The sequence below is a fragment of the Amycolatopsis speibonae genome (assembly GCF_042647925.1).
GTDB lineage: Bacteria > Actinomycetota > Actinomycetes > Mycobacteriales > Pseudonocardiaceae > Amycolatopsis > Amycolatopsis speibonae.
In genome coordinates this window covers 91220-104017 of record NZ_JBHRWK010000002.1, presented here as the reverse complement: position 1 = coordinate 104017, position 12798 = coordinate 91220, and the positions used below count along the sequence as shown (strand labels likewise).

Genomic DNA, 12798 nt, shown 5'->3' with positions numbered 1-12798 from the left:
GCGGGAAGCCCTTATTGCTGCACGAGTGATCCACTTCACATCCGCAGATGTGACGCACCGTTCAGATCGAGGATCGCGCCGGAGGCCCATGCGGCTTCGCCGGAAGCGAGGTAGAGCACCGCCGCCGCGACCTCCTCCGGCGTGCCGACCCGGCCGAACGGGCTCTGCTCGCGGAGGGCCTCACCGCTCGCGCCATCGAGCTTCATCGCGACCCTGTCAGTGGCCGTGAAGCCAGGTGCGACCGAGGTCACCGCGATCCCGTGCGGGGCGAGGGCGACGGCGAGCGACTGTCCGAGCGAATGCAGCGCGGCCTTGCTCGCGCCGTACGCGGGGAACTCGGGCTCGCCCTTGAAAGCGCCTCGCGAGCCGATGTTGACCACGCGGCCGGGCGCGCCGCGCTCGATCATGTGCCGCGTCACGCAGTAGGTCACGTTCGCCGTGCCGAGCACGTTGACGTCGACCATTCGCCGCCAGATCCGCTGCCAGTCCGCATAGGACACTTCGGCGACAGGATGGGCCGACGCCTCAGACGGCGCGAAGGCGGCGTTGTTCACCAGGACGTCGACGCCGTCCACGACCGCCTCGGCCTCGTCGGCGACCCGTCGCGCCACCTCGGGATCCGAGAGATCGCCTTGGACCAGCCCGTGGCCGGAACCGGGCAGGTCGGCGAGCGTCCGCTCGGCGTCCTCCCGCTTCGAGGCGTAGTGAACGGCGACACGGTCGCCCTTTTCCGCGAAGGCGCGGGCGATCGCACGGCCGATGCCACGCGACGCCCCGGTTACCAGAACTCCCACGTGCCGACCCTACTCAGCCGCCGAAGAGCTGGACCACCTTGCGGAACAGTTCGTAGACGCCGTAGGCGAACGGGAGCGCGACCCACAGCCACGCGAACACCATCAGCCCGGTGCGGCTGCGTTCGGGAGCCGGTTCGCTCATCGGGTCTCACTCCTCGCGGGCTCGCCGGACGGCGCCGGCTCGTGGAACTTCGGGTTGACCGGCCGCACCAGTTCGTTGGCGACGAAGCCGACGGCCAGCAGGCCGATCATGATGAACAGCGACGTCGTGTACAGATCGGGGCCGACCTTGCCCGCGGACTTCTGGCTGTCGGCGATGGCGTTGACGATGAGCGGCCCGAGCACCCCCGCCATCGACCACGCGGTCAGCAGCCTGCCGTGGATCGCGCCGACCTGGTAGGTGCCGAAGAGGTCCTTCAGGTACGCCGGGACGGTCGCGAAGCCGCCGCCGTAGAAGGACAGGATCAGCATGGCGCACAGGACGAACACGAGCTTCGAGGCGTTGGTGGTCAGCGCGATCACGAGGTACAGCAGGGCGCCCGCGCCGAGGTAGAGGCGGTAGATGTTCTTGCGCCCCACCAGGTCCGAAGTGGACGACCAGACGAACCGGCCGAGCATGTTGGTCAGCGACAGCAGCGCGACGAACCCGGCCGCGGCGGCGGTGCCGACCGGGGTCGAGGTCTCGCGGAAGAAGTCCGCGATCATCGGCGACGCCTTCTCCAGGATGCCGATGCCCGCCGTCACGTTGAAGCACAGGACCACCCAGAGGAGCCAGAACTGCGGCGTCTTGATGGCGTTGCGCGCCGACACGTTCGCGGTGGTGATCATCGCGTTGCCGTGCTCGGTCTTCGGCACCCAGCCCTTCGGCTTCCAGTCGTCGGCGGGCACCCGGATCAGCAGGATGCCGAGGCTCATGAAGACCGCGTAGACCAGGCCGTGCACGAGGAACGCCGTCGCGACCGTCCCGATCGTCCACGGCGCCGTGCCCAGCATCTGCGAAGACCACGGGGACGCGATCAGCGCGCCGCCGCCGAAGCCCATGATCGCGATGCCGGTGGCCATGCCCGGCCGGTCCGGGAACCATTTGATCAGCGTCGACACCGGCGAGATGTAGCCGATCCCGAGCCCGATGCCGCCGACCCCGCCCCAGCCGAGGACGACAAGCCAGTACTGCGACGTCGCCACCCCGAGCGCGGCGAGCAGGAAACCCGAGCTGAAGCAGACCATCGAGACGAACATCGCCCAGCGCGGCCCGTTGCGCTCGACCAGCGTCCCGCCGAACGCCGCCGAAAGCCCGAGCATCACGATGCCGAGCTGGAACGGCAGCGCGCTCTCCGTGCCGCTGAGCCCGAGGGTCTTCTCCAGCGGTGGTTTGAAGACGCTCCACGCGTACGCCTGCCCGATCGACAGGTGGACGGCCAGCGCGGCGGGCGGCACCAGCCAGCGGCTCCAGCCCGGTGATGCGACGATGCGGGAACGGTCCAGGAAGCCGACAGCCATCCGGCGCCTCCGTACTCTGAGGATGTGCACTGGGAATGTATTACTTAATTCCCGGCGTTGCAGTACACGACTGTCGAAGGACCGGCCGGAAAGGTGGACAAGTGGGCAGGGTGACGGTGCGCCGCCCGGTGCGGAAGATCTCCGCGACCAGGGACGTGCGACGGCCCGACGCGCTCGCGGCCGAAGAACCGCTGGAGATCCGCGTCGGCGGCAAGGCACTCGCGGTCACCATGCGGACACCCGGCAACGACGTCGAACTCGCGCACGGGTTCCTGCTGTCCGAGGGCGTGCTCACCACGCGCGAGGACGTCGCGGTCGCCCGGTACTGCGACGGCGTCGACGACCAGGGCCGCAACACCTACAACGTCCTGGACATCGCGCTGGCCGAAGGGGTCGCTCCGCCGGAGACGGGCGTCGAGCGCAACTTCTACACCACCTCTTCGTGCGGTGTCTGCGGCAAGGCCGCGCTCGACGCGGTCAAACTGAGAAGCCGTTTCTCGCCGGAGAAGTCCGGGTTCACGGTGAGTACCGGCGTGCTGGCGAAGCTCCCGGACACGCTGCGCTCGCACCAGAAGGCCTTCTCCAGCACCGGCGGGCTGCACGCCGCCGCCCTGTTCGACGGCGACGGGAACCTCGCCGTCGTCCGGGAAGACGTCGGCAGGCACAACGCCGTCGACAAGGTCCTCGGCTGGGCGTTGCAGGAGGGCCGGATCCCCGCTGCGGACGCCGGTCTGCTGGTGTCCGGGCGCGCCTCGTTCGAACTGGTACAGAAGGCCGCCATGGCCGGGATCGGCCTGCTGGCGGCGGTTTCCGCGCCTTCGTCGCTGGCCGCGGAACTGGCCGAGGAGAACGGCATGACGCTCATCGGCTTCCTGCGGGGCGAGAGCATGAACCTCTACAGCGGCGAACAGCGTGTACTCGGCCTCGCCTGACTGCGTCGGTACAGGCCTCGTGAGTGGCGATTCGGGTTCTAACCCGAATCGCCACTCACGACCCCCTCAGCCCTCCGTGCCCACCCAGTTCCCGTGGAACCCGTTGGGCACCCGGTCCGGCAGGTGCACGGCGCCGACGGTCTCCAGCGTCCCCGCGTCCAAAATGGTCAGATCGCTCTTCTGCGTCGCGGGGTCGTAGACGAAACCCATCAGCACGCCTTCGTCCTCGCCCGCGTCCACCGAGGACGGGACGAACACGAACTCCCCCACCTGGCTGCCCGCGCCGAACTCCCTCGACGCCACCGAACGCTTCCACAGGTCGTGCTTGAGCAGGGCACCCGAGGACGCCGAGCCATCCTTTGTGGACACCGAGTAACCGAAGCGGTGCGGCCGCCCGACCAGCCGCTCGTCGACGCGCGGGAACTCCTGGCCCTGGTCGTCGAGGCGTTCCTCGACGACCTTGCCGACGGCCAGGTCGATCGTCCAGCGGTCCAGGGTCGGCGGCCCCTCGGCGGGCCCGAGCAGCTCGGTGTCGAACATCTTCGGGTGCCGGACGACGTCCAGCACGATGTCGTCGCCGTCGTCGTAGGCGTTCATCGGGTGGAACACATAGCACGGCTCGATCTCGAACCAGCGGACGTCGCCGTCGCCGCCCTCCCGCGGCATGACGCCGATCCGCGCCGGGTACCGGGGGTTCCAGCGGTACGGCAGGCCCGAGTTGCCCGAGATCCGCTGCCGCAGCTTCGCGCTGAGGGGGTCCGGCACCTTCACCTTGCCCACCAGCGCGGACACCACGAGCCGCGCGGGCGTGCGCAGGAAGGACGGGACGGACGCGGCGACGGCCTGTTCGGTCTCGAACGTGACCGGGAGGTCGTAGAAGACGACGTACTTCTCGGTCAGGGAGAAGTCGTGCATCATCGGCGAACCGGTGACCTCGACGTCGACGGTGCGCCGCGCGCGGCCCTGTGCGTCGATCACCGAGTACTGGACCTTGTTGCCCCAGCCGAAGAAGTACGACACAGCGTGCAGTTCGCCAGTCTCCGGATCACGCTTCGGATGGGCGGTGTAGCCACCGGGGAGCGTGCCGTCGAAGTCGCAGGCGCCGACGGTGTCGAGTTCGTCGGTCAGTTCGAAGCTCGTCGCGCCGCCCTCGATCAACGCGAGCGTCTTGCCGGCGTGGCCGATCACGTTCGTGTTGGCCCCCATGGAAGCGGGCCCGCCGTCCCAGTTCTCGCCGAGTTCCTGCGCGAGCCTGGGGTTACGCACCCAGCGGTTGCGGTACCACTCGGCGCGGCCGTCGCGCAGCCGGACACCGTGCACCATGCCGTCGCCCATGAACCAGTGGTAGGTCTCCGGGTCCACTTCGGACAGCGGGTTCGGCCCGTTCCGCAGATAGCGCCCGTCCAGGTACTCCGGGATGTGCCCGGTGACGCGCAGTTCGGTGATCGTTTGCTCACGGCGGACGGGGGCGAAGTTGCCCTCGAGGAACTTGTTGCCCATCACATGCCCCCTGGTTCGGTGACTATAACGTGGTTATGGATACATTTATAACAGGGTTATGGGATACTGGCAAGCATGTCACCGAAACCCGCCGCCGCCGAGGTCAAGGCCAAGCTGATCGAGGCGGCGATCCGGCTCCTCTCGGACGGCGGCCCGGAGGCGCTCCAGGCCCGCAAGCTGGCCGCCGAGATCGGCGCGTCGACCATGGCCGTATACACCCACTTCGGCGGGATGGGCGCGCTGGTGGATGAGGTCGCGCGCGAGGGATTCCGGCGGCTGTCAGCGAAGCTGGGCGAGGTCGAGGAGACCGAGGACCCGGCGGCCGACCTCCTCACCCTGGCGCTGGCGTACCGGCGGACCGTGGTGGACAACCCGCAGCTCTACGCGGTCACGTTCGGCCAGAGCCAGCCCGACGGGCAGAAGGCGGCGCTGGGCGACATGACCAGCGAGGAAACCCGCCAGAACGCCAGCGAAGAGGGCATCGAGGCCTTCGGCTACCTCGTCCGCGCCGCGAACCGCCTGATCGAGGCGGGCCGGTTCCGTCCCGCCCCGGAGTTCGCCGTCGCCGCCCAGCTCTGGAGCGCCGTGCACGGCTACATCACGCTGGAGGTCGCCGGCCACTTCGGCGACGGCGAGAATGGTGTGGACCACATCTTGATTCCCCTGGCCACCGCGCTCGGGGTGGGCCTCGGCGACACTTTCGAGGCCGCGACGAGGTCCGCGCGGGTCTCGGTCGACGCCTGGCGCGCGAAAGAGGGAAACATCGGCACCTGATCCGGCGATACCCCGGTCACAGGTCGGTGACACGTGCAACCTTCGAGCGAGAGCGCACGTCTGACCTGGTAGAAGATCAACGGGGGAACGGGGACGGGTGAACGACGACGACCAGGGGCACGCGACGCTGCCGGGGGTGCAAGGCGCCCGCCGTTGGCTGAGCCGTCGTTCCGTGCTGATCGCCGGCGCGTCCGGTCTCGGTGTCGCGGGGCTCGCCGCCGGAACGGCCACCGGAGCCCTGCCGTTCAGCGAAGCACTTCAGCGGGCACTCGGCGTCGCTTCGCCGACCCCGGCCACCCAACTGGGCAGCCCCCGCGTCGAACGCGTCTACTCCGAAGCCCGCGGCCGCGAGGTCGACCTCGTGCTGATGCTGCCGACCAAGGCGCCGCCCAAGGGCCTGCCGATGTCGCTGATGCTGCACGGCCTCCACGGCACCGCGCGGCACGCCGCCCCGACAGGACTGCTCAAACAGCTCGGCAGCGACGTCGCCCGCAAGGCGGTGCCCCCGTTCGGGTTCGTCGCGGTCGACGGCGGCGACCACTACTGGCACGAGAACCAGCCCGGCGACAACCCGATGGCGATGCTGCTCGAAGAGGTCCCCCGCTGGCTGGCCGCGCGCGGCCTCGGCGGCCGGGACGGGCTGCCGTTCGCCGCCACCGGGCTTTCGATGGGCGGCTTCGGCGCCCTGCTCTACACCCGGCGCCGCCTGGAACGCCGCCGCCCGCCCGCCGCGGTCGCGGCGCTCGCGCCCGCCCTGATCACGTCGTGGACGGAGATGAGCAAGCGGCGCGCGTTCCGTGACGCCACCGACTGGGGTTCGCTGGACCCGTTGCGCCACATCGACGTCACCAAGAGCGTGCCGACCGGGATCTGGTGCGGGACCGAAGACCCGTTCATCGGCGGGGTACGGAAGTTCATCTCCGAAGCGCGGCCCATGGTCGCGCACACCGCGCGCGGCAAGCACGGCGACGCCTTCAACCGGACGGTCGTGCCGAGCCTGATCGCCTTCCTCGGCAAACACGTGCCGAAGAACGCCTGACCGCGGGTCAGACGCGGAAATAGATCCTGGTCACGGTCGACCCCGGTCTGCGGTACTGCCGGACCAGGTCGGCGACCTGGTTCACCAGCACCAGGCCGCGTCCGCCGATCTGCCCCGGCGGTGCGGGACGGCGGCCCGCCAGCGGATCGCTCAGTGTGCCTTCGTCGATGACCTCGCAGAGCACATGGTCCTCGTCACGCCAGACGCGGACCACGCCGTGGCCCGAACCGTGCAGCACGCTGTTGGCGGACAGTTCCGCCACGGCGAGCACGAGATCCTCCACCCGGTCCGGGGCCAGTCCGCTCTCCTCGGCTCTCTCCTGCGCGAAGTGGCGCACAGCCGCGAGCCTGGCGAGGTCGAAACGGAACGCGTCGGCCGCCCGCGGTTCGGGCAGCGGCAGGTTGTACTTCTCGACGACCGCGTCGGGGGCGTAACCCTCGCTCGGGCGATCGCCGCCGGCGCCGGACAGGGTCGGATGGGTCCGCTCGACGTCGGCGAGCACGTCGTCTTGCAGCCGGGTCCGGTCGTACGGGCACAGGATGGCGAGGTCACGGTCGCCGAAAGCGAAGTTGATCAGCGCCTCGTGCTGCGCGCACGCCGGGTACTCGATGGCCGACCGGCCCGCCCAGATCGGCTCCCCGACGATCCGGACCGGACCCTGCCGGTTGTCCGCGAACGCGAGGAGCACGCCGGGGAGGATGCGGCCCGGGTTGCGGCCCGCTTCGGTCATGTCGATGAGTTCGACGTCGGCGGCGGAATCGCCCAAGGCCGCTTCGATCAGGGTCAGATTCCGGCCGGGGACGGCCACCGCGACGGGTTCGCCGAGCTCCAGGCCTTCCAGGATGTACGGAACCGTACCGTTCAGGTACTCGGTGTCACCGGAGTAGAGCAGGCCCACATGAGAGAAGGGGCCCGCGGTGACTGTCACGGACTCGTCTTACCCCGTGGAAGAGGTTCTGAAACCCCGCTAAGGGAGGAAACTTCGAAAATCGTCCGCAGGGCCGTTCAGCCGAGCCAGCGTCCCGCCATCGAGATCAGCCAGAACCCGGCGAGCGTCGCAGCGGTGAACAATCCGGTCCAGGCGACGAGCGAGCGGTTCGCCTCCGCGTTCCGCGCGGTCTTGATCCGGATGAGCGCGTACGCCGAACCGGCGAACAAGGGCAGCGGGATCAGCGGCAGCGGCGACAGCCGGACCACCCCGGCCACCAGGCAGGTCGCGACCAGCACGCCGAGCACGATCGTCAGCGCGCGCGGGATCCACGGATGCCCGCGATAGGCGCCGAGGACGATGCGTTCGGTGAGTTCGACGAGTCCCCTGACCTCGCGTGGACTCGCGGCTGCCAGCTCGGGAGCCTCGTTCTCGTCCTTCGTGGAAGTCAGCGGCACCATCGCATCCTATCCCGGCCCGGTCACCGGCCGGACCTGGCCGGAGAAACCGATGCCCCGGCCGGAAGGATCCGGCCGGGGCATCGGTGACGAAGATCGCCGCTCAGGCGGACTTCTCGCCGCGCTCGCTGCTGCGACGACGTGTCGGCTGACGCGCCACGATCGTCGGGTTCACGTTCTCGCGGACCGTCTGCTCGGTGATGACGACCTTCGCGACGTCGTCGCGACTGGGGATGTCGTACATGACCGGCTGCAGGACCTCTTCCATGATCGCGCGCAGGCCACGGGCGCCGGTGCCGCGGAGCACGGCTTGGTCGGCGATGGCCTCAAGCGCGGTCTGAGTGAACTCCAGCTCGACGTTGTCCATCTCGAAGAGCTTCTTGTACTGCTTCACCAGCGCGTTGCGCGGCGTGGTCAAGATGCTGACCAGCGAGTCCTTGTCCAGGTGCGTCACCGTCGCCACGACCGGGAGGCGGCCGATGAACTCCGGGATGAGCCCGAACTTGATCAGGTCCTCCGGCATCGTGTCGGAGAAGATGTCGCTCTCGTCGATCTCGGCCTTGGTGCGGATCTCCGCGCCGAAACCGAGGCCGCGCTTGCCGACCCGCTCGTTGATGATCTTCTCCAGCCCGGCGAACGCGCCGGCCACGATGAACAGCACGTTCGTCGTGTCGATCTGGATGAACTCCTGGTGCGGGTGCTTGCGGCCGCCCTGCGGCGGCACCGAAGCGGTGGTGCCTTCGAGGATCTTCAGCAGCGCCTGCTGCACACCCTCACCGGACACGTCGCGAGTGATCGACGGGTTCTCCGACTTCCGGGCGATCTTGTCGACCTCGTCGATGTAGATGATGCCCGTCTCGGCCCGCTTGACGTCGTAATCCGCCGCCTGGATCAGCTTGAGCAGGATGTTCTCGACGTCCTCGCCGACATACCCGGCTTCGGTGAGTGCTGTCGCGTCCGCGATCGCGAACGGGACGTTCAGCATCTTCGCCAGCGTCTGCGCCAGGTAGGTCTTGCCGCAGCCCGTCGGCCCAAGCATCAGGATGTTGGACTTCGCCAGTTCGACGGTCTCGTCCTTGGAATCCTTCGGCCCGGCCTTGTCGTCGGACTGCACACGCTTGTAGTGGTTGTACACCGCCACGGCCAGCGAACGCTTCGCGTCGTCCTGTCCGATGATGTACTGCTCGAGGAACTCGTGGATCTCGGCGGGCTTGGGCAGCTCGTCGAGCTTGACCTCACCGGCCTCGGCAAGTTCCTCTTCGATGATCTCGTTGCAGAGATCGATGCACTCATCGCAGATGTAGACCCCGGGGCCGGCAATGAGCTTCTTCACCTGCTTTTGGCTCTTGCCGCAGAAAGAACATTTCAGCAGGTCGCCGCCGTCACCGATCCGTGCCATGGCCGTTGACCTCGTCCCCTCCGGCGCAGTGTCTGCGCCTGCACTGTCGTGCCTGACTGTCATACCCCGGTCACGGATGACCTCTCGGAGCCTCACACATTGCCACTGACGGTACCCGTCCGATGCCGTCGGCGGGAGAACCCGCGTCACATCTGAGCACGCCAGAAGCTGACCTTAGACCAGGGATCCGGTGCGTGTCGTCTCCCGACACGCACCGGACCCCGGCACGATCAGCTGCTCGAAGCCTTGCGGTACTCGAGTACCTCGTCGACGATCCCGTACGCCTTGGCCTCGTCGGCCGTCAGGATCTTGTCCCGCTCGATGTCCTTCTTGACCTCGTCGGCGTCCTTGTTCGTGTGCTTCGCCAGGATGACCTCCATCTGGCGCCGCACCCGCTGGATCTCGTTGGCCTGGATCTCCAGGTCCGACACCTGGCCGTAGGTGCCCTCGGTGGCGGGCTGGTGGATCAGCACGCGCGAGTTCGGCAGCGTGAAGCGCTTGCCGGGGGTACCGGCGGCCAGGAGCACCGCCGCGGCCGAAGCGGCCTGGCCGATGCACATGGTGACGATGTCGGGGCGGACGTACTGCATCGTGTCGTAGATCGCCATCAGCGCGGTGAACGAGCCACCGGGCGAGTTGATCAGGATCATGATGTCGCGGTCCGGGTCCTCGTGCTCGAGGTGCAGCAGCTGGACCATCACGTCGTTGGCCGACGCGTCGTCGATCTGCACGCCGAGCATGATCTGACGCTCTTCGTACAGCTTGTTGTACGGGTTCGATTCCTTGATGCCGTAGCTCGTGCGCTCGACGTACGAGGGCAGGACGTACCGCGACTGCGGCAGCTGGAGCCGCGACTGCATCCCCGGCGCCTGCGACCCGATCGGAAGCTGGAAGTTGCTCATTGAAATTCTCCTGTGTGCCGGCGCGGGTCAGCTGGTGGGAAGCGGGTTCTCGCGGGTGAGGACCTGATCCACGAAGCCGTAGTCCTTCGCCTCCTGCGCGGTGAACCAGCGGTCACGGTCGCCGTCCTTGACGATCTGCTCGACGGTCTGGCCGGTCTGCTCCGCCGTGATCTTGGCGAGCTCCTGCTTCCACTTGCCGAACACCTCGGCCTGGATGGCGATATCGGAGGCCGTACCGCCGACGCCCGCCGAGGGCTGGTGCATGAGGATGCGCGCGTGCTGCAGCGCGTACCGCTTGCCGGGCGTGCCGGAGGAGAGCAGGAACTGCCCCATCGACGCGGCCAGGCCCATCGCGTAGGTCGCGACGTCCGGGCGGATCAGCTGCATGGTGTCGTAGATCGCGAAACCCGCGGTGACCGAGCCACCGGGCGAGTTGATGTAGAAGCGGATGTCCGACTCGGAGTCGTCTGCGTCGAGCAGCAACAACTGGGCGGTGATCCGGTTCGCGACCTCGTCGTTGACCTCGGAGCCGAGGACGACGATGCGCTCCTGGAGCAACCGCTCGAAGACCGAGTCGGTGAGGTTGAGCCCCGCGGTTCCGGTCCGCGCCTCGGGCATGTGCTGCGTCACGTCTGCCTGCCTTTTCGCCGACGGCGGCCAGCCGTGCCTCGGCCGCCGCTGTATGTCCAGATGCTGTGTCCAGGTGCTGAGGATCTTGCAACCGACCCTAACGAACTTGGGCGGTGCAGAATGCCTGACACCGCCCAAGTTCGCTTACAGCTTTACGGTCCGTTTCGACCGGACCGGGTATTCCCTATTCGGCCGCAGTCTTCGCGGGCTCTTCGGTGACCTGCGTCTCCTCGGCTGCGGGGCCGAAGAGCTCTTCGAGGTCGACCGCGGAGCCGGAGGCGTCGGTCACGGTGGTCCTGCGGACCACGGTGGCCAGGGCCTTGCCGCGGCGGACGTCGGCGTAGATCGCGGTCAGCTGACCGGACTGCTGCGCCCGCTGGACGTACTCGTCCGGGCTGACGCCGAAGCGCTGCGCCTGGTAGATGATCCGCTCGGTGAGCTCGCCGTCGTTGACCGACGTCTGCTCGGCGTCGGCGATGGTGTCCAGCAGCAGCTGCGTGCGGACCGCCTTCTCCGACTCCTCGCGCACCTCGGTGTCGAACTCTTCGACGGTGCGGCCTTCGGCCTCGAGCGCCTGCGCGAACTGCGCCTCGTCGTGGTCGAACGGGTGGATCGCGTCGTGCTTGCGGTTCTCGATCTCGGCCTCGAGGACCTTCTCCGGGATCGCGATCTCGGTGCGCTCGAGAAGCTCCTCGAGGACCTTGTCGCGGGCCTGGACGCCCTGCTGCATCTTCTTGACGCGGCCGAGACGCTCGCGAAGGTCGCCCTTCAGCTCTTCGATCGTGTCGAACTCGCTCGCCATCTGGGCGAACTCGTCGTCCGCCTCGGGCAGCTCGCGCTGCTTGATGGTCTGCACGGTGACGGTGACGTCGGCGTCCTTGCCGGCGTGCTCGCCGGCGACCAGCTTCGTGGTGAAGGTCTTGGTCTCGCCGGCGTTCGCGCCGATGATCGCCTCGTCGATACCGTCCACGAGCTGGCCGGAGCCGATCTCGTAGGACAGGCCGGTGGTCGAGGCCTCCTCGACCTCCTGACCGTCGACGGTGGCCGCGAGGTCGATCGAGACGAAGTCGCCGTTCTCGGCCGCGCGCTCGACACCGGTCAGGGTGCCGAAGCGGGCGCGCAGCTCGTCGAGCTGCTCGTCGATCTCGGCGTCGGTCAGTTCGACGTCGTCGACGCTGACCGAGAAGCCTTCGAGGTCGGGCAGCGAGATCTCCGGGCGGATGTCGACTTCGGCGGTGAACTCGAGAACCTCACGGTCCTCCAGCTTGGTCACCTCGAACTCGGGCTGGCCCAGCGTGCGGACCTCGCCCGCGCGCACGGCTTCCATGTACTTGGCCGGAATGACCTCGTTGACGACCTCGTCGAGCACCGGGGCTCGCCCGATCCGGCTTTCCAGCACGCGAGCCGGCGCCTTGCCCGGGCGGAAGCCGGGGATGCGCACCTGCTGGGCGATCTTGCGGTAGGCGCGGTCGAAGTTCGGCTTGAGCTCGTCGAACGGCACCTCGACATTGATCTTGACTCGCGTCGGGCTGAGCTGCTCGACGGTGCTCTTCAACGTATTCTCCTCGAGCGGTAAACGGTGTGATTGAGCATCCGCAGCGGTCGACAGCGGATGTGCCCTGGCCAGCTTGCAGACCGGGCCGTCCGAGTCTAGGCCGTGTCCTTCATCGCGCTGGGCCCGGGGCCATCCCCGCGTCCGCCCCCGCCGATCACAGCTGACGGGAGCCGTCCGGCGAACCGGACCTGGACCACCCGATCGGACCAGTTTTCGGTTCGTCTCTGTTACGAAGCGGCCCTTCCCTGGACACGGATGCGTGGCACAGCTCACCATCGGGCGCCGTGACGTGGCATTTCGCCAGTCAGATGAAGTTTACAAACCAGTACTAGTTGTCTACGGTGTGACAGCTCGTCCCGGTAGCATCGACCGAGGGGAACGATCGAT

Annotated in this window: 13 protein-coding genes; 3 read left to right on the top strand and 10 right to left on the bottom strand. The window is 68.0% G+C overall.

The annotated features are described in order from the left end of the window. Positions 1 to 35 precede the first annotated feature (35 nt). Genes ACFOSH_RS00600 through ACFOSH_RS00590 form a run of 3 tightly spaced genes read right to left on the bottom strand, consistent with a single transcriptional unit; the run spans position 36 to position 2294 of the window. Positions 36 to 794, bottom strand: a complete 759-nt coding sequence (locus tag ACFOSH_RS00600) for an SDR family NAD(P)-dependent oxidoreductase (RefSeq protein WP_378236570.1) — start codon at positions 792 to 794, stop codon at positions 36 to 38. Between the two features lie 13 nt (positions 795 to 807). Next, the gene (locus ACFOSH_RS00595; protein ID WP_378236569.1) at positions 808 to 936 is read right to left on the bottom strand and encodes an MFS transporter small subunit; all 129 of its coding nucleotides are present in this window, start codon (positions 934 to 936) and stop codon (positions 808 to 810) included. Further along, entirely contained in the window at positions 933 to 2294 is a 1362-nt protein-coding gene (locus ACFOSH_RS00590) for an L-lactate MFS transporter (RefSeq protein WP_378236568.1), read from the bottom strand. The genes ACFOSH_RS00595 and ACFOSH_RS00590 overlap by 4 nt, the downstream gene beginning before the upstream one ends. 101 nt (positions 2295 to 2395) lie before the next feature. Here ACFOSH_RS00590 and fdhD point away from each other — a divergent pair, with 101 nt between their 5' ends. Continuing rightward, entirely contained in the window at positions 2396 to 3226 is an 831-nt protein-coding gene (gene fdhD / locus ACFOSH_RS00585) for a formate dehydrogenase accessory sulfurtransferase FdhD (protein WP_378236567.1), read from the top strand. A gap of 66 nt (positions 3227 to 3292) precedes the next feature. Here the strand turns inward: fdhD and ACFOSH_RS00580 are convergent, their stop codons facing one another. After that, positions 3293 to 4726: a carotenoid oxygenase family protein gene (locus tag ACFOSH_RS00580; RefSeq protein ID WP_378236566.1), complete on the bottom strand. Its 1434-nt coding sequence runs from the start codon at positions 4724 to 4726 to the stop codon at positions 3293 to 3295. Between the two features lie 75 nt (positions 4727 to 4801). Between ACFOSH_RS00580 and ACFOSH_RS00575 the strand changes: the two genes are divergently transcribed. Together ACFOSH_RS00575 and ACFOSH_RS00570 are read left to right on the top strand one after the other, a co-directional pair. Next, entirely contained in the window at positions 4802 to 5500 is a 699-nt protein-coding gene (locus ACFOSH_RS00575; protein ID WP_378236565.1) for a TetR/AcrR family transcriptional regulator, read from the top strand. Between the two features lie 97 nt (positions 5501 to 5597). After that, entirely contained in the window at positions 5598 to 6539 is a 942-nt protein-coding gene (locus ACFOSH_RS00570) for an alpha/beta hydrolase-fold protein (RefSeq protein WP_378236564.1), read from the top strand. A gap of 7 nt (positions 6540 to 6546) precedes the next feature. Here the strand turns inward: ACFOSH_RS00570 and ACFOSH_RS00565 are convergent, their stop codons facing one another. The 6 genes from ACFOSH_RS00565 to tig all read right to left on the bottom strand — a co-directional run bounded on the left by ACFOSH_RS00565 (position 6547) and on the right by tig (position 12411). Further along, the gene (locus ACFOSH_RS00565) at positions 6547 to 7467 is read right to left on the bottom strand and encodes an anti-sigma factor RsbA family regulatory protein (protein ID WP_378236563.1); all 921 of its coding nucleotides are present in this window, start codon (positions 7465 to 7467) and stop codon (positions 6547 to 6549) included. A gap of 77 nt (positions 7468 to 7544) precedes the next feature. Next, on the bottom strand, positions 7545 to 7928 hold the full coding sequence (locus ACFOSH_RS00560) for a hypothetical protein (protein ID WP_378236562.1): 384 nt from the start codon (positions 7926 to 7928) through the stop codon (positions 7545 to 7547). A gap of 100 nt (positions 7929 to 8028) precedes the next feature. After that, positions 8029 to 9324 carry an ATP-dependent Clp protease ATP-binding subunit ClpX gene (clpX, locus tag ACFOSH_RS00555; RefSeq protein WP_020629490.1) on the bottom strand — a complete coding sequence of 432 codons (1296 nt, stop codon included), beginning with the start codon at positions 9322 to 9324 and terminating at the stop codon, positions 8029 to 8031. Between the two features lie 230 nt (positions 9325 to 9554). Further along, a complete protein-coding gene (locus ACFOSH_RS00550) occupies positions 9555 to 10226 on the bottom strand; it encodes an ATP-dependent Clp protease proteolytic subunit (RefSeq protein ID WP_016332354.1) in 672 nt (223 codons plus the stop codon). A gap of 27 nt (positions 10227 to 10253) precedes the next feature. Further along, positions 10254 to 10856, bottom strand: a complete 603-nt coding sequence (locus ACFOSH_RS00545; RefSeq protein ID WP_026466638.1) for a ClpP family protease — start codon at positions 10854 to 10856, stop codon at positions 10254 to 10256. 184 nt (positions 10857 to 11040) lie between these two features. Next, positions 11041 to 12411, bottom strand: a complete 1371-nt coding sequence (gene tig, locus ACFOSH_RS00540) for a trigger factor (protein WP_378236561.1) — start codon at positions 12409 to 12411, stop codon at positions 11041 to 11043. Positions 12412 to 12798 lie beyond the last annotated feature (387 nt).